At 71.0% G+C, this 16,656-nt stretch carries 14 protein-coding genes and 3 pseudogenes; 7 read left to right on the top strand and 10 right to left on the bottom strand.

The window, feature by feature from the left end; translation table 11 throughout:
• Positions 1–24: 24 nt before the first annotated feature.
• From GEV07_15405 to GEV07_15390, 4 genes are read right to left on the bottom strand one after another with little or no spacing between them, the layout of a single operon-like run.
• Positions 25–885, bottom strand: coding sequence for an amidohydrolase family protein (locus tag GEV07_15405; protein ID MQA04045.1), 861 nt, complete (start codon positions 883–885; stop codon positions 25–27).
• The gene (locus GEV07_15400) at positions 882–1,907 is read right to left on the bottom strand and encodes an Ldh family oxidoreductase (GenBank protein ID MQA04044.1); all 1,026 of its coding nucleotides are present in this window, start codon (positions 1,905–1,907) and stop codon (positions 882–884) included. The genes GEV07_15405 and GEV07_15400 overlap by 4 nt, the downstream gene beginning before the upstream one ends.
• Positions 1,550–3,211, bottom strand: coding sequence for an MFS transporter (locus tag GEV07_15395; protein ID MQA04043.1), 1,662 nt, complete (start codon positions 3,209–3,211; stop codon positions 1,550–1,552). Before GEV07_15395 ends, GEV07_15400 begins: the two co-directional genes overlap by 358 nt.
• Positions 3,208–4,296: an isocitrate/isopropylmalate dehydrogenase family protein gene (locus tag GEV07_15390; protein ID MQA04042.1), complete on the bottom strand. Its 1,089-nt coding sequence runs from the start codon at positions 4,294–4,296 to the stop codon at positions 3,208–3,210. Before GEV07_15390 ends, GEV07_15395 begins: the two co-directional genes overlap by 4 nt.
• Between GEV07_15390 and GEV07_15385 the strand changes: the two genes are divergently transcribed.
• On the top strand, positions 4,256–5,545 hold the full coding sequence (locus tag GEV07_15385) for a hypothetical protein (protein MQA04041.1): 1,290 nt from the start codon (positions 4,256–4,258) through the stop codon (positions 5,543–5,545). The genes GEV07_15390 and GEV07_15385 overlap by 41 nt on opposite strands.
• A gap of 7 nt (positions 5,546–5,552) precedes the next feature.
• On the opposite strand, the pseudogene GEV07_15380 reads toward GEV07_15385, so the two are convergent.
• The 4 genes and pseudogenes from GEV07_15380 to GEV07_15365 form a co-directional block, all read right to left on the bottom strand.
• Positions 5,553–6,407: pseudogene (locus GEV07_15380) on the bottom strand (peptidoglycan DD-metalloendopeptidase family protein).
• A 120-nt stretch (positions 6,408–6,527) separates the two neighbouring features.
• Entirely contained in the window at positions 6,528–6,773 is a 246-nt protein-coding gene (locus tag GEV07_15375) for a molybdopterin-guanine dinucleotide biosynthesis protein (protein ID MQA04040.1), read from the bottom strand.
• A 10-nt stretch (positions 6,774–6,783) separates the two neighbouring features.
• Positions 6,784–7,923 carry an N-methyl-L-tryptophan oxidase gene (gene solA, locus GEV07_15370; GenBank protein MQA04039.1) on the bottom strand — a complete coding sequence of 380 codons (1,140 nt, stop codon included), beginning with the start codon at positions 7,921–7,923 and terminating at the stop codon, positions 6,784–6,786.
• A pseudogene (locus GEV07_15365) lies at positions 7,920–9,264 on the bottom strand (MFS transporter). Before GEV07_15365 ends, solA begins: the two are co-directional and overlap by 4 nt.
• A gap of 146 nt (positions 9,265–9,410) precedes the next feature.
• On the opposite strand from GEV07_15365, the gene GEV07_15360 reads away from it, so the two are divergent.
• Positions 9,411–9,605: a DUF3046 domain-containing protein gene (locus GEV07_15360; GenBank protein ID MQA04038.1), complete on the top strand. Its 195-nt coding sequence runs from the start codon at positions 9,411–9,413 to the stop codon at positions 9,603–9,605.
• 10 nt (positions 9,606–9,615) lie between these two features.
• Here the strand turns inward: GEV07_15360 and GEV07_15355 are convergent, their stop codons facing one another.
• Entirely contained in the window at positions 9,616–10,092 is a 477-nt protein-coding gene (locus GEV07_15355) for a flavin reductase (GenBank protein ID MQA04037.1), read from the bottom strand.
• Positions 10,093–10,421: 329 nt separating this feature from the next.
• Here GEV07_15355 and recA point away from each other — a divergent pair, with 329 nt between their 5' ends.
• From recA to GEV07_15340, 3 genes are all read left to right on the top strand, one after another.
• Positions 10,422–11,453 (top strand): recombinase RecA, encoded by a 1,032-nt coding sequence (gene recA, locus GEV07_15350; GenBank protein MQA04036.1) that lies wholly within the window; start codon positions 10,422–10,424, stop codon positions 11,451–11,453.
• Between the two features lie 11 nt (positions 11,454–11,464).
• Entirely contained in the window at positions 11,465–12,019 is a 555-nt protein-coding gene (locus GEV07_15345) for a recombination regulator RecX (protein ID MQA04035.1), read from the top strand.
• A gap of 90 nt (positions 12,020–12,109) precedes the next feature.
• Positions 12,110–12,532 carry a hypothetical protein gene (locus GEV07_15340; protein MQA04034.1) on the top strand — a complete coding sequence of 141 codons (423 nt, stop codon included), beginning with the start codon at positions 12,110–12,112 and terminating at the stop codon, positions 12,530–12,532.
• A 647-nt stretch (positions 12,533–13,179) separates the two neighbouring features.
• Here the strand turns inward: GEV07_15340 and GEV07_15335 are convergent.
• Positions 13,180–13,905: a trypsin-like serine protease gene (locus tag GEV07_15335; protein MQA04033.1), complete on the bottom strand. Its 726-nt coding sequence runs from the start codon at positions 13,903–13,905 to the stop codon at positions 13,180–13,182.
• A gap of 211 nt (positions 13,906–14,116) precedes the next feature.
• On the opposite strand from GEV07_15335, the gene GEV07_15330 reads away from it, so the two are divergent.
• On the top strand, positions 14,117–14,716 hold the full coding sequence (locus tag GEV07_15330; GenBank protein MQA04032.1) for an NUDIX domain-containing protein: 600 nt from the start codon (positions 14,117–14,119) through the stop codon (positions 14,714–14,716).
• Positions 14,717–14,746: 30 nt separating this feature from the next.
• A pseudogene (locus tag GEV07_15325) lies at positions 14,747–16,656 on the top strand (AAA family ATPase).

The raw sequence follows: 16,656 nt of genomic DNA, 5'->3' as shown, positions 1-16,656 counted from the left end.
AGGTGATGCAGTGGGTCGCGGGCCTCAGAACCCGTAGAGGCGGCGGGGGTTGTCGGCGAGCACCTGGTGTAGTTCCTCGGCGGACCTGACCCAGCCGGTCAGCCGTCGTATTGCGGCGGTGTCGTCCTCGTTCCTGAACGGCCGCGGGATCAGCCGGTTCTCCGGGCTGCGGCCGTCGGCGTCGGTGTGCGGCCAGTCGGTGCCCCACAGCACGCGCGCCGGGTCGGCGTCGAGGAACGCACGTGCCAACGGCGCGGCGTCCGCGTGGTCGGGCGCCGTCGACATCCGGTGCGGAGCGGACAGCTTGACGTACGCGCGGCCGGACGCGACCAGGTCGAGCACGGTGTCGAGCCCCTGCTGTGCCACACCCTTCTCGGCGCGTGCCATGGCGAAGTGGTCGAACACGACGGGGACCGGGAGTGTCGCGAGCTCGTCGGCGAGAGCCACCAGCTCGGCGAGCTGCGCGTAGAGCTGGACGTGCCAGCCGTACGGTTCCACGGCGACGGCCGTCCGCCGCAGCCGGTCGACGAACGCGCGGTGCTCGGCCAGCCCGTAGCTGGCGACGTTGACCCTGGTGCCGCGCACGCCGGCGGCGTGCAGCTGTGCGAGCTCGCTCGCGGAGGCGTCGGGGTCCACCACGGCGACGCCACGCGCCCGATGGCCCAGCTGGTGCAACGCGTCGACGAGGCAGGAGTTGTCGACGCCGTACGGGCTGGGCTGGATGAGCACCACGCGGTCGATGCCGAGCCCGCGGTGCAACTGGTTCAGCTGCTCGATGGACGCCTCGTGCGGTGTGTACGGGCGGTCGTCCGACAGCGGGAACCTGGCGTACGGGCCGAACACGTGCGTGTGGCAGTCACAGGAACCGGCCGGCAACGGTGTCATGCGTGTCTCCCGTCCACGATGACTTGCAGTGCCGCGAGGTCGGCCGCCGCGACGTCGACACCCTCGGCGAGCTGTCTGTGGTACGCGGCGAGCTCGCTCTCGCCGGGCAGCCGCACCGGCTGGCCGGGGTCGATCGGCGTCGTCGCGTGCAGCGTCTCGGAAAACTCCCGCATCCGGGCGCTGAACGCGTCGGCGGCACCCAGCCTCGACGTGTCGACCACCAGGAACACGTGGCCGAGGTCCTGCGGCCGTTCCGGGTTCAGGTTCCACGAGCTCACGCCGGTCAGGAAGCTGGCACCGGCGAGCACACCGGCGAGCAGGTCGACCATGAGCGCGAGTCCGTACCCCTGGTGGCCGCCGAACGGAAGCAGCAGACCGTCGAGCGCGGCGGACGGGTCGGTGGTCGTGCGGCCGGACGCATCGGTCGCCCAGCCTGGCGGTATCGGCTCACCGGCCTTCGCGGCAGTGCGGATCTTCGCGCGTGCGACGGCGCTCATCGCGATGTCGAGCAGCACGGGGTCGCCGGCCGGGTTCGGCACACCGATCCCCAGTGGGTTGTTGCCGAGCTTCGCCTCCCGGCCGCCCCACGGTGCGATCGTCGTGGTGGCGTTGCTCGCGATCACCGCGGCGAAACCCTGCCGGCAGGCGTCGGACAGGTACGGCATCACCGGGCCGAAGTGGTTGCTGTCCCGCGCGAACACTGCCGCGACGCCGGTGTCCCGCGCGGCCGAGAGAGCCACCTCGAGCGCGTACGACCCGACCGCGGGTCCAAGGCCGCCGGCTCCGTCCACGGTGGCGAGCGCGGGCGCGACCCGCTCCACGGTGATGTCGGCCTGCGGGTCGATGCCGCCGACGCGTACCCGTTCGAGGTACTGCGGCACACGCTGCACGCCGTGGGTGTGGATGCCGAACAGGTCGGCGAGCACGAGCACATGCGCAGTCCGCACTGCGTGGTTGTGGTCCACCCCGCCTGCCTGCAGTGCCTCCGTCGCCAGCTGCTCCAGATCGTCGACCGAGACCATTCAGCGCACCTCGACGGGGTCTCGAACCACCGCCTCGCCAGGTACGAGAACACCGCGGTCACCACGGCGAGCGCGGCCAGGTAGATGCCGAGGCCGTCCGGGCCGCCGGTGCTGTCGTTCAGCCACACACCGACGATCGGTCCGGTACCCCCGAACACCGCCTGCACCACGTTGTACGCCAACGCTCCCGCGGTCACGCGGATGGCGCCGGGGAAGAGCTGGCTGACCGCGAGCAGCACCGGCAGTGCGAGCAGCCCCTTGCACGCGCCGATCGCCATGCCGCCGACGAACCCGCCGACCAGCCCCTGCGCAGCGACCGCCAAGCCGGGTACGGCGAGCACCGCGACGACGACGCCCGCGATGGTCATCGTCTTGCGCAGCCCGATCCGGTCGCACAGCACGCCGGTGGCGAGGGCCGCGGCGATGACGAACACGTTGCTGACGATCGTCACGTTGAACGCCTCGGTGTTGCCCAGGTGACCCACGCTGATGAGGAACGTCGTGAGGTACGACGTGATGGTCGTGCTGATGAGCGCGTAGCTCGCAGCGCAGACGATGAACACGACGACCCGTGGCCAGTGCCACCGCAGTGTCTCGACGAGCGGCGACTTCTTGTGCTTCGCGGCGCGGCGCGCGGCGGCGATCTGCTCGAACTCGGGTGTCTCCTCCACCCGGCGGCGCAGGTAGAACCCGAACACCGCGAGCGGCACGGCCAACAGGAAGAGGAAGCGCCAGCCGTACGCGGTGTACGCGTCCTCGCCGAGCACGAACGAGTACAGGCGCGCCATCACCGAGCCCGACATGATGCCGACGAACGTGGACGCGACCAGCATTCCGACGTTGCGCGCCTTGTGGCTGGCCGGGCTGTGCTCGAACACGAAGCTGATCGCGCTGGCGTACTCGCCGCCCGCGCCCATCGACTGCGCCAGCCGGCCGACGAGCAAGAGTATCGGCGCGAGCAGGCCGGCCTGCGCGTACGTCGGCAACACTCCCATCGACGCAGTGCCCGCACACGTCAGGATGATGGTGAACGATAGAGCCCTGCGGCGGCCGAGCTTGTCCGCCATCCAACCGAAGACGACGCCGCCGAACGGGCGCGAGAGGTAGCCGAGCGCGAAGACCGCGTACGTGTTCAGCAGCGCGACGACGGGGTCGCCCTCGGGGAAGAACGTCGTGGCGATGATCGTGGCGACCACGCCGTAGACGCCCCAGTCGTACCACTCGGCGAAGTTGCCGGCCGACGCGGCGACGATGATCCGTCGCCTGCTGCGTCCGGTGAACGTGAACTCAGTGGCCGTCGTCATGACGACACCTCCGGTGTGTTCCGTAGTGCGGCGACGAATGCGTCTGCCGCGGCGGTTGCGCCGCCGGTCACCGTCCCGTCGCCGGCGACCTGCACGGCGCCGGACGCGAGTGCGGCTTCGACGGCGGCGGTGACCCGACGGGCGTCGTCGGGATGTCCGAGATGGTCGAGCAGCATGCCAGCGGCCAGTACCTGGCCGATCGGGTTCGCGAGGTCGCGGCCGGCCACGCCGGGTGCGCTGCCGTGGATCGGCTCGAAGTAGGCGTGCTCGTCGCCGATGTTGCCCGACGGGCAGAACGCGATGCCGCCGATCGTCGCGCCGCCGAGGTCGCTCAGGATGTCGCCGAGGAAGTTCTCCATCACGAGCACGTCGAAGTCGCCCGGCCGCAGCACCAGCGCCTGTGCCGCCGCATCGGCGTAGAGCACCTCGGTCTCGACGTCCGGGTACTCCTGCGCCACCTCGTGGAAGATGTCCCTGAACAGCGCGTAGGTGCGCAGTACGTTGCTCTTGTCCACGCAGGTGACCCGCCGCGTGCCGTCGGACGGCGCGCTGTTGCGGCGGTGGGCGAGCTCGAAGGCGCGGCGGCACACCCGCAGCGTCGCTTCCCTGGTGGTGATCGACGTGTCCGCCATCGCCCAGGCATTGCCCACACCCTTGCCGCGGGACGCGTAGAGACCCTCGGTGTTCTCCCTGACGATCACGTAGTCGATCTCGCCGGCGCGCAGGCCGAGGCTGGAGGTGGTGCCGGCGAGCAGGCGGACCGGCCGCACGTTCGCGTACGCGTCGAGGCCGGTGCGGAGGATGCCGCCGAGCAGCCCGGCTTCCGTGCCGTCCGGCCGGCGTACCTGCGGTAGCCCGACCGGCCCCTTCAGCGTGCCGGCGACGTCCGACCTGATCAGCTCGAGCGCCTCGGCGGAACAGGCGGTACCCGTGCGGCGGTAGGTGTCCGCGCCGGCGTCCACCTCGACCGTCTCGAACCGGTAGTCGCGGCCTGCGGCGACCGCGTCGAGCACCTGGAGTGCTGCGTCCACCAGCTCGGGGCCGATGCCGTCACCACGGATGACGGCGATCCGATGGGTACGCACTCGGCAAGCTCCCTTGCTTGTCAACGTCGTCTGGAGTCCCCGGGGAGGCGTGGTGCCGGCAGCCGTAACGGGCGGTGGTGCAGATCCGGGCCTGATCTCGGTCGCCGAGGCGGCAGAACAGCTTGGCGTCAAGCCGAGCACCGTGTACGCGTACGTCAGCCGCGGCCTGCTGCGCAGCAAGCGGCTGGCTGGGGACCGCAGGAGCTGGCTGTCCCGCGCCGAGGTCGACGCGATGGCCGTGCGCAGTGGCGCGAGGGCAGAACCGCTCGAGCCGACCACGCCAGGCGAGACGACGAGGGTCGCGAGCATCGTCGAGGACCGGCTCTACTACCGCGAGCACGAGGCGGCGGAGCTGGCAGCCACGCACTCGTTCGAGGCGGTGGCCGAGCTGCTGTGGGAGTCGGGCATCGAGCCGGACGTGCCGTGGGCGCTCAACGAGCAGGCCAAGGCGACGGTCGAGGCCGTCCGTGCCGCAGTGCCCGAGTCGAGCCTGCCGCTCGACCGGCTCAAGGTGACCACGGCAATGCTCGGTGCGGCGGACTCGTTCAGGTACGACCTCTCCGCGCCTTCGGTACGCTCGGTGGGGCGGTCACTGGTGCCTGCGCTCGTCGAGTCGCTGCCCGAACTCTCGTCCCAACCGCTGTCGGGCGCGGTCGCCGCGCGGCTGTGGTCGCGGCTGTCCGCACGGCCGGCCCGCGAGCGCGACATCGCCCTGTTGTCCGCGGCGCTCGTCATGCTCGGCGACCATGCGGTGGCGCCGTCCACCCGCGCCGTCCGGGCCGCCGCGTCGATGGCGGCCGACCCGTACTCCGTGGTGCTCGCCGGGATGAGCGTGGCGAGCGGCCTGCTGCTCGACGGCGGCTCGTCGCTCGCGGTGCAGGCGTGGCTCGGCGACATCGACTCGCCCGCCTCGGTACGCAGGGTCATCGGCGAGCGGCTGCTCCGTGGCGACCGGATCTCCGGGTTCGGCCAGCCGCGGTACGAACGCACCGACGGCCGGGCGACCCTGCTGCTCGACATGCTGGCCGAGGACCCACCGGATGACGACCGGCTGCAGATCGTGCAGGCCGTCACCCGGTTGGTCGAGGAACGGCGGCAGCTGCCACCGAACGTCGAGTTCGCCCTCGGCGCGTTGTGCTTCGTGCACGACATGCCGTACGGCAGCGGTGAGGCGGTCTTCGTCGTCGCCCGGTCGGTCGGCTGGTTGGCGCACGCGATCGAGATCTACGAGTCCGGCCGCCACGGTTGACCGGGCGTCAGCCGCAGTGCTCCGCGGGGCTGTCGTACCTCTCCCCGCCGGTGGCGCCGCCCCAACGGACACACCCGGGTGCGACCTTGCGCACGGGTCCGGCGTAGTAGCCGAAGCCACCGGAGTCGGTGGCCCGTGAACCACCGGCAGGCTCCAGGTACGCCGCCGTCGGCGTCGACGTGCCGACGGCGGCGAACTTCAGCGTCACCGTGCAGTTGCCAGCTCGGCGACGCCCTTCGCGCCGAGCGCCACCGAGTCGATGACGTGGTAACCGCTGCCGCACACCTCCCTGGTGTCATAGCTGTTGGCGCAGTTCTTCGACGTCACGTCGGCATCCGGGTAGCCGAACGTCCGGCCGTCGAACGCGGCCCTGCGCAGGTTGCCCGGGTAGCCGCTGCTGCCCTCGCGCACCTCGTAGTGCAGGTGCGGCGAGATGCCGCTGCCCGGCCGGCTGGTGTTGCCGACCTGGCCGATCGCCTGACCCCGCAGCACCCCGCTCGCCGGCCTTCACGGCGATGGCGTTCAGGTGGGCGTAGTAGGTGAAGTAGCCGCCGGAGTGCTCGACCTTCACCAGGTTGCCGTAGTCGTTCGCGCTGCCCTGGTGCGCGGCGGTACGTACGACGCCGGACGCCCCGGCCACCACGGTGTCGCCGCGGTCCGCCGTCGCCGACGAGCCGCGGTTGAAGTCGACTTCCTTGCCGGTGTGTGCGCTGCTTGCGCTCGAGTTGCCGTGCCAGGTCTGTCCGCACGGGAACGGTAGTTGGAAGCTCAGCGCCGCCTGGGCCGGCGACGCCCCGAACAGTACGGCCGCGCCGGACAGCGCGGCCGCGCTCGCGATGGCGAGCAGGATCTTCGTGAACATGGTAGGCACCTCTCGGGCGCCGGTCCCCTGCCGGCGTCCCGATGTCGGGGAGGTTAGCCAGGCACTCCTACCACGGCCAGTGTTGAACGGTAAGCACGACGTAGCGCAGTGAGCGCTGCGTCACGATTCGTCCGTGGTCTCCTGACTGTTCGCGAGCTCCGTGAGCCGCGCGGCGGCGTCGGCCGGGTCGGCGCCCCGCCCGACGGCGACGCCGAGGAGGAACGTGGTCAGCGGAGCTGCCGGCCGTGCCACCTGGTGCGCCGCGTCGCGCGCGAGGTCCAGGATCCGGTCCACGTCCGCCTTCTCCAACGCGACGTCGAGACCGAGCTCGGCACTGCACAGGCGGGACCATTCGGTGAGCGTCATACCGCAGAACCTACTCGGCGGCGAACCTGGTCGGGTCGAAGAGGGCGATGTCGTGCCGGGTGCCGCCCTCGATGGCCAGGTCGGCGAGCACCTCGCCGACGAGCGGGACGAACTTGAAGCCGTGCCCGGAGAACCCGCAGGCGACGACCACGTTCGGCCGGCCGGGGTGGTGCCCGATGACGAAGTGGTGATCGGGCGTCATCGTGTACAGGCAGGTCTTCGCCGTGACGTGCCTGCCGCCGAGCGCGGAGATCCGCGGCCGCAGGAACGCGCGGATCTCGTCGGCCTCCGCCTGGCTCACCGTGCGGTCCACGTCGTCCGGCGTGCACGTGTGCGGCCGGCGGTAGTACGCGACCTTCACCGTCGACTCGCCGTCGTGGGCGGGGAAGCCGTAGACGAGCTCGTCGTCGGTCTCGCCCCACAGGTAGATCGGGTGCCGGTCGGGCCGGAACTGCTCGGCGCCGCCGATCGGGTCGAACCAGTGCATCACCTGGCGTTCGACGACCATCGGCAGCTGCAGCTCGGCGAGCAGCTGCGGCGACCACGCGCCGCCGCAGAAGACCAGCCGGCCGGCGGTGTAGCGACCGGACGTTGTGGTGACCTCCACCGAGCTGTCCGTCGCCGTCCAGCCGGTCACCTGCTCCTCGTAGTGCAGGTCGGCGCCGGCAGCGGCGGCCAGCTCGCTGTGCGCGAGCACCGACTCCTCCGGGCGGACGAACCCGGTGCCAGGCTCGTACAGCCCGACCTCGTGCTCGCGCGGGGTGAGGGTGGGGAACCTGTCGTGCACCTCGGTGTGGTCGAGGATCTCGTACGGCAGGCCCCACTGCCGTGCGCTGGTCTGCGCGCCGGTGACCAGGCCGGCGTCCGGGCCGGAGACCATCACTCCGCCGGTGACGGTGAGCAGCTCGCGGTCCGTGTCGCGGCCGGCGCGCTCCCACAGCTCGTACGCGCGCAGCACGAGCGGCACGTACGCCGGGTGCTCGTGGTACGCCTGCCGGATCACGCGCGAGCGGCCGTGGCTGGAGCCCTGGTCGTGGCCCGCGGTGAACCGCTCGATGCCGAGCACGCGCTGCCCGCGGCTGGCGAGCTGGTAGGCGGCGGCGCTGCCCATTCCCCCTACCCCGACGACGATGACGTCGTACGTGGTCATCCCTTCACCTCTTCGACCCGAGCGCCCTTCGCGGCCTCGTGCAGCGCGACCCGCCGCGTCTCCGGCGCAAGCGGGATGGAGATGGCGGCACCGAGCCCGACAACCGCGGCGAGGATCAGCATCGTCGGCCCGATGCCGAGGCCCTCGAGCACCGACGGCAGCACGAACGTGCTGATCGCCGCGCCGATCCGGCTGACGCCGGCGGCCAGGCCGACACCGGAAGCCCGTACCTCCGTCGGGAAGATCTCCGACGGGTAGACGCTCTCCAGGTCAGCGGCGGCGGAGATGACGAACGCCACCACGAGGAACGTCGGGATCAGGATGACCAGCGGCAGGTCGGGTTTCAGGCCGAGCATCAGCAGTGCGACCCCGACGATGACGAACGACCAGATCACCATCGAGCGGCGGCTGATCGCGTCCATTACGAGCCAGCCGACGGCCGCGCCGAACAGCAGGAAGGCGTTGAACAGCACCTCGCTGAGCATGCCCTCGCCGAGGCCGAACGCGTCGATGATGCTCGGCAGGAACGTACCGATGCCGAAGTACGGGAACACCTGGCAGAACCAGAACATGCCGGCGAAGACCGTCCGGCCGAGATATCGGCGGGTGAACAGCTCTCGGTACCTGACCTTGCCGGCCGCCTCGTCGACCTCTTCGAGCTCGTACTCGGGACCGAAGTACTTGTGCACAATCGCGCGCGCCTCGTCGTGCCTGCCCCTGCTGACCAGCCAGCGCGGCGACTCCGGCGTGCCGAGCCGCAGCAGCAACGTGATGAACGCCGGCACCGCACTGCTGGCCAGCAGCCAGCGCCAGGTGTCGTCGCCGAACGACTGCAACACGAAACCGACGCCGTACGCGGCGACGAAGCCGACCGTCCAGGTGGCGTTCAGGCTGGACAGCAGCCGGCCGCGGCGGCGTCTCGGCACGGAACTCCGCCAGGAGTGCGGGACCGATCGCGTAGTCGGCGCCGATGGCCACGCCGAGGATGAAACGCAACGCGAAGAGCGCGATCGGGCCGGCGACGAACAGCTGCAGGATCGAGGCGATCACGAACAGGATCAGGTCGGCGACCAGCATCTTCTGCCGGCCGATCTTGTCGGTGATCGGACCGAACACGATGGACCCGACGAAGATGCCGATCAGCGCCGACGCCCCGAGCAGGCCCTGCCAGACGGCGCCGAGGTCCATCTCCGTCGCGATCTGCGGCAGCGCGAGGCCGATGGTGCCCAGGATGTACCCGTCGCAGACGAACCCGCCTACGGTGTAGCGGCAGGCGCGGACGTGGAACTTCGTGATGGGCGAATCGTCGATGCGTTTCGTCGTCACGTAGGTGCCTTCGATCCGGGGACGGTGGCGCGACGCTGCGTGGGGCGATCGTGGTAGATACTGCCAGTCGGAGGGCAGCTGTCTCCACTGTGAGGAAACGGTGTTCACTGGAGAGCGTCCCAGCAGGTGAGAACGGCCGGTTTTGGGGGTCACCCGTGGCGCTGTGGCGTACCGAGTTCTGGGCGCGGATGGAGCGACACCTCGGCGAGGCGTACGCGGACTCGTTCGCGCGCGACTACGTGATCGAGGCGCTCGGCGGCCGCACGGTGCACAAGGCGCTGGCCGACGGCTACGACGCCGTGGTGGTGTGGCGCGCGGTCTGCGACGTGCTCGACCTGCCCGACCGCGAGCGCTGACCCCGGCGGGTCAGCGGTACTTGTGGGCGTAGCGGAGCAGGGGTTCGCCGTCGGTGCGCCCGTCGATGCCGAGCACCTCGCCGATGAACAGCGTGTGGTCGCCGGCCTCGACCCGTTGTGCCGTGCGGCACTCGAAGGTCGCCAGGGCGTCGTCCACCAACAGGGCGCCGGTGTGCTCGCCGCGGTGGTACGGCACGCCGGTGAGCAGCACCTCGCCGCCCGGCCGTCCTGGCACGGCGAACCGGCCGGCGATCTGCCGCTGCGCCGCGGACAGGATGGAGACCGCCCACAGCGGCTGGGTGTCCATGGTGTCGAACATCCGCGAGAGGGTGCCGATGCTCGCCATCACGAGCGGTGGCTCGAGCGCCACGGAGCTGAACGAGGTCACCGTGCTGCCGACGTCGCCGTACTCGTCGGTGTGGGCGGTGAGCACGACCACCCCGGTTGCGAAGGTGGCCATCGTCTCGCGGAAGTCGTCTGCGGACACCTCGTCGGTCACGAGGAGGCCTCCGGCGTGAGCATCGTAGCGAGAACGCTAGCCGGAACTGAGGCACGCACCGCACGTGAGCGAGCAGCGGAGCGCGGGAGGTCGACGGGATGCGCGGTCATGGCGTCCATGGTCGCGTACGGCAGCCGGCGGCCTGCTGCGGCCGGTTTGCGAGGTCGGCGTGTCCCGCGTCGGCTTCGAACAAGTGTTCGGCTAGGATCGGCCCATCGAGATGTCCACAGATGGGTGTGGCGCCACCCCAAGTGTCCGAGCCACGTCCTAACGTCGTCTCGACAGACAGAGCAACTCACGACCCGAGGTGGCACCTGATGGCAGCACCTGACCGCGACAAGGCACTCGACACCGCCTTGGCACAGATCGAGCGACAGTTCGGCAAGGGATCCGTCATGCGGTTGGGCGACGAGGGCCGGGTGCCGGTCGCCGTGATCCCGACCGGTGCGATCGCTCTCGACGTGGCGTTGGGCATCGGCGGGCTGCCCAGGGGCCGGATCGTGGAGGTCTACGGCCCGGAGTCCTCGGGTAAGACCACCGTCGCCCTGCACGCCGTCGCGCAGGCGCAGAAGGCCGGTGGGGTCGCCGGCTTCATCGACGCCGAGCACGCGCTCGACCCGATTTACGCCGAGAAGCTCGGGGTCGACACCAACAGCCTGCTGGTCTCCCAGCCGGACACCGGTGAGCAGGCGCTGGAGATCGCCGACATGCTGATCAGGTCCGGTGCGCTCGACGTCATCGTCATCGACTCGGTCGCGGCGCTCGTGCCGCGTGCGGAGATCGAGGGTGAGATGGGCGACAGCCACGTCGGCCTGCAGGCGCGCCTGATGTCGCAGGCGCTGCGCAAGCTCGCCGGCGCGCTGAGCCAGTCGGGCACCACGGCGGTGTTCATCAACCAGCTCAGGGAGAAGGTCGGCGTCTTCTTCGGCTCCCCGGAGACCACCTCGGGTGGCAAGGCGTTGAAGTTCTACGCGTCCGTGCGGTTGGACGTGCGGCGGATCGAGACGTTGAAGGACGGCCAGGAGGCGGTCGGCAACCGGGTCCGGGTCAAGGTCGTGAAGAACAAGGTGGCGCCGCCGTTCCGGCAGGCCGAGTTCGACCTGCTGTACAACGTCGGGATCAGCCGGGAGGGCAGCCTGATCGACCTCGGTGTCGAGCACGGCTTCGTCCGCAAGTCCGGCGCCTGGTACACCTACGACGGCGACCAGCTCGGCCAGGGCAAGGAGAACGCCCGCAACTTCCTGCGCGACAACCCCGAGCTCGCCGACGAGCTGGAGAAGAAGATCAAGGAGAAGCTCGGTATCGGCCCGACGCTCGACGAGCCGGCGCCGGCCCCGGTCGACCTGTAAGGGGCTGCCGGATGGCGAGCCGGCGCGGTTCGAGTTCTGCGGCGGCCGACGGCCCCACGCCTGGCTCGTTGGCTGCCTCCGGGGCGCCGGGTGACCCGGAGAAGGTGGCACGCACGGTGTGCCTGCGGATGCTCACCGCCGCGCCGCGTACCCGTGCGGAGCTGGCTGCCGCGTTGGCGAAGAAGGATGTGCCCGACGACGTCGCTGAGCAGGTCCTGGACCGCTTCGTGGAGGTCGGCCTGATCGACGATGCCGCCTACGCGGAGGCGTGGGTGCAGTCCAGGCACGCCGGTCGGGGGCTGGCGAGGCGGGCGCTCGCCCATGAGCTCCGCCGTCGCGGTGTCGCCGAAGACGACGTGCAGACCGCGGTCGAGCGGCTCGACCCGGACGACGAACGGGCCACCGCGCGTGCCCTCGTCGACCGCAAGTTGCCGAGCACCCGCCGGCTCGACCACGACCGGCGCGTCCGTCGGCTGGTGGGCATGCTGGCCAGGAAGGGGTACTCCTCCGGCGTGGCGATGCGCGTCGTCGACGAGGCGATCGCAGCCGAGCGCGTAGAGCAGTAGCACTGCCCCCGTCCGGGCACCCCTACGGAGCTGTTAGACGTGGCATGATCCGTGGCTGTTGTCCGACGCCGAACCCGGGGGAGTGAATCGATGTACCGCATCCGGGTCGCCATCTGCGCGGCGGCGTTCGCCGTCGTCGCGACCGCCGGACTCACCGGATGTATCAACAACGAGCCTGAGCCGGTGAAGTCGAAGGTTCCGAGCAGTGCGTACACCGACGTGAAGCAGAGCGGTCTGCCCGCCGGGTTCCCGGTGCCGCCGGGCGCGAAGAAGGGCAACATCACGGAGGCGAACGGCAGGACGGCCGGCCAGGTGACTGTCAAGGACGCCGGCGACGCGTACGACTTCTGGGTCGAGCAGCTGCCGGAGAAGGGCTACACCATCACCAACAAGCAGAACGTAGAGATCGGCGACGCCGGCGGCAGCTTCATCGAGTTCAAGGGCAACGGCTACCGCTCCGGCAAGATCGCCATCACCGACAAGAAGGCCACAGTCACCCTAGAGAAGAAGTAACCCCGCCACACCCGCAGCTACTTGCGCCGCAGCGCACCGCGCCCCCGGCCAACACCGACGGCTACCACCACCCCAGCGCCACCGACCGGTCCGTCGCGCACGCATCACCAACCCCACCACGACCACACCCCAGGCGCCCGAACGAGATGCACACCCCAGCACCCGAGCCGGGATGGTCCCTACTGGCCACCACGCCCCCGGCACCGCCGCATGCCCCGGCGGTCGCCGCGCACTGCGCGCGCCCGGGCATCCCGCCGCACCACACCCCGCACGGGAGAGTGCCCACCGTCCCGCAGCGCGCCCAACCGCAAGGCCATGCAGCCAACCGCACCACGCCGCGCCCCCTGCCGGCTCGGTGCCGCGTGTGCACCGGGCGGCGCTGTGGGCTCTGCGCTGCGTGCGCGCCGGGCGGCGCTGTGGGCTCTGCGCTGTCGCGATGGTTGCCGGCAATGCCGACCGTCGCATTGCCCGCGCGGCACCGCGGGTCACCGTGCGCCGCCGCGCTGGACTGCGCGGGCACCGTGCCGCAATGCGCGGCACCGTGCGTTATCCGCCTGGCGGTTCGCGCCGCGTGGTCCTGCGCCGGTCGCCACCACCCCTGCGGCCACTGCCGGTTGCCGTGGCGTGACCGCTTCCGGGAGGGGGCGTCAGACCGTGCGGAGTTTCACCGGGAAGCCGTGGGCTCGGGCGTCGGCGAGGAAGGCTGGCATGGAGACGCCGCCTTCGCCGGCTGCGGGGATGTCGCCGTCGGTGTAGACGCCTACCGTGTTGACGATGCCTAGGGCCTGGTTGCCTGCGGTGACGTCCCCGACGGGGCCGCCTGAGTCGCCGGGGGTTACGGCGCCGTCGCAGTAGTGCTGTTTGCCGTTGTTCGAGGCGAGCACGCCTACGCGGCGCTGCTGCGTCACCTCGGTGGCGTGGAAACCGACACCGTGCCCGGAGAACTGACACACGTCGCCGAGGTTGGTCTCCTTGGCGGTCGCGACGCCGGTCGGGATGTTCGGGTGACCCGCCATCGCCGGCTTCGCCTGCGCGCGCGCCGCCGAGTTGAGCTTGATGAGTGCGGTATCCAGCTTCTTGTTGATGTACGCGACGCGGCCGATCTTCTGGATCGGGTCGCCGAGCGCCGCGTCCGCGAGGTGCACGGCCTGGCCGGTGCGGTTGACACAGTGCCCGGCCGTCCCCGCGTACACCACGCCGTCGCGGCTGCCGGTGCCGTCGTAGATCCAGTTGAGCGTGCAGTACGAGCCGCCCATGGTGATGGGCGAACCCGGCTGGACGGGCGGTGCCGCTGCGGCCGAGGGAACCGCGGCGCCGAACAGCAGTGCGGCGGATCCAATCGCCGTGCCAACGGAAAGCCTGATCGACCGCATGAGGGCACCTCCTTGTGAGCTGCCGGCGCGGGGGCACGCCAGCTGGCCTCAAGTGTCGACGCGCCGTAGTGGCACCTCAAGACGTCCATCGGAGCGTGCTCGCGCTGTCGGCGGACAGTGAGCGTCCCCGTACGGTGGACCGTGAGCACCAGAGACGGGAGCAGGCGTGGGCGACGAGACGTGGGTAGCGCGGGCGCGCGAGTTGCAGGCGATGGCGGCGATCGGGCGCACCTACGCCACCGATGGTTACGACCGGCAACGCTACGAACGGCTGCAGGTGCTCGCGGCCGAGATGCTCGCGGACCTCGCCGGGACGTCGCCGGGACGCGTGGCCGACCTCTACCTGCCGGACAAGGGCTACGTCACGCCGAAGGTGGACGTCCGTGCCGCGGTACGCGACGAGGCCGGCCGGCTGCTGCTCGTCCAGGAGCGTTCCGACGGCTGCTGGGCACTGCCGGGTGGCTGGGCGGACATCGGTGACGCGCCAGCAGACGTCGCGGTGCGGGAGACCGCGGAGGAGGCCGGCTACCCGGTGGAGCCGGTCCGGCTGCTCGGCGTCTACGACCGGGACGCGCCGCAGTGGAACCATCCGCCGCACGCGTACCACGTGTACAAGGTCGTGGTGGCCTGCCAGCTGCTCGGCGCCGCCGACGGCGGCCCAGCAGACGGTGCCGGCGGTGAGATCGCCGACGTCGGGTTCTTCCCGCCGGACCAGCTGCCGCCGCTGTCCAAGACCCGCAACTCGGCAGAGCTGCTCGCCCGCATCGTCGCCCGGCTGGACGACCCCGCCGCCCCGGCGGATTTCGACTGATCCCCAGCTCGCCTGCCTAGACTTGCCCGGGTGTCCATCGTGCTGACGCTTCTCGACGGTGTGCGGTGGTGTGGCAGACCGGTGAGCGGCGACCGGTCGCAGGCGCTGCTTGCGGCACTGGCCGCAGGCGGCGGCCGTGCGGTCCCCGTCGACCGGCTGGTGGACGCGGTCTGGGGCGACGACGTGCCGGCCAACACCACGAAGGCACTGCAGGTGCTGGTCTCGCGCACCCGTTCGTCGTGCGGCGCGGACGCCGTCGTCCGCGACGCTCAGGGCTACCGGCTGGGCACGACTCCCGACCAGGTGGACGCGCTGCGGCTGGCCGACCTGATCCGCCGGGTACGCCAGGCGCTTGCCGCCGCGGAGCCGACGGCGGCGCGCGATGCGATAGCCGAGGCGGTGGCGCTAACCGAGCCGTTGGTGCCGCCGGCCGACACCGACGACGGGGCACTGGCCGAGCTGCGCCGTACCGCGGCAACCCGGGCGAGCGAGCTGACCGGCCTGCTCGGCCGGGCGCTGAGCGCGAGCGGCGAGCATGCCGCAGCGCTGCCGCGGTTGACCGAGGCGTTCGAGCGGGACCCTACGGACGAGGCCGTGCTCGCCGGCCTGCTGCGAAGCGAGGCGGCCGTACGGGGAACCGCCGCCGCCCTGGGCAGGTACGAGCAGTACCGCGCCAAGCTGCGCGACCGGCTCGGTGTCGATCCCGGCGCGGACCTCCAGCGGACCTACCAGGAGCTGCTCTCCCGCGACCGGCCGGTACGTGCGGGGTGCACTACGACGCGAACTCGTTGATCGGGCGCGAGAACGCCATCAGACAGCTGCATGCACTGGTGAACGGCGCGCGGGTGGTCTCGATCGTCGGGCCGGGCGGACTCGGCAAGACCAGGCTCGCGCACGCGCTCGGACGGGACGCGGACCAACCGGTGGTGCACTTCGTGGAGCTGGTGGGCGTCACGGCGCCTGAGGACCTGGTCGGTGAGGTCGGCTCGGCGCTCGGCGTCCGTGACTCGGTCAGCGGTCGTCGCACGTTGTCCTCCGAGCAGCGCTCCGACGTACGTGGCCGCATCGCCAGCCAGCTCGCCTAGGCGCCGAGCCTGCTGATCCTGGACAACTGCGAGCGCCTGGTGGGCGTCGTGGCCGACCTGGTCGCGTTCCTCGTGGCGACCGCCAGGGACCTGAAGGTGGTGGTCACCAGCCGTGCGCCGTTGGCCATCGGCGCCGAACGCGTCTACCAGCTCGCCGCACTCGACACTGCGTACGCGGTCGAGCTGTTCCGGCGCCGGGCGCTCGCCGCGCGCCCGACCGCACGGCTCGACGACGACGTGGTGACCGACATCGTGACCCGCCTGGACGGCTTGCCGTTGGCGACCGAGCTGGCCGCCACGAAGGCGCGGGCGATGTCGGTCGAGGAGATCCGCACCCGGCTGGCGGACCGGTTCGCGTTGTTGCGCGGCGGCGACAGGAACGCAGCCGACCGGCACCCGACGCTGCTGGCCGTCATCGACTGGTCGTGGAACCTGCTCGACGAGCCCGAGCGCCGGCGCTGCGCTGGCTCTCGGTGTTCCACGACGGGTTCACGCTCGCCGCCGCCGAGGAGATGCTGGGCGGCGACGCCCTCCCTGCGGTGCAGGCGTTGGTGGACCAGTCGCTGCTGCAGGTCGTCGAGACGGACGCGACGGTGCGGTACCGGATGCTGGAGACGGTCCGCGAGTTCGGGCGGATGCGACTGGTCGACGCCGGTGCGGAGGCGGCGGCCACCGCGGCCTGGCTCGGGTGGGCGACGCGCTACGCGCGGGTGGAGGCGGACCGGTTGTTCGGCCCGGACCAGTTCGCGGCGATGGACGCCCTCGGCGCGGAGGAGGTCAACCTGGCCGATGCCCTCAGGCACACGCTCACCACGACCGACCCGGCCGGTGCCGTCGATCTGCTGTGCGGCCTAG

The sequence above is a fragment of the Streptosporangiales bacterium genome (genome assembly GCA_009379825.1).
In the GTDB taxonomy this organism is placed as follows: Bacteria; Actinomycetota; Actinomycetes; order Streptosporangiales; family WHST01; genus WHST01.
The sequence above is the reverse complement of the archived record's forward strand: the minus strand, read 5'-3'. Positions and strand labels throughout refer to the sequence as shown.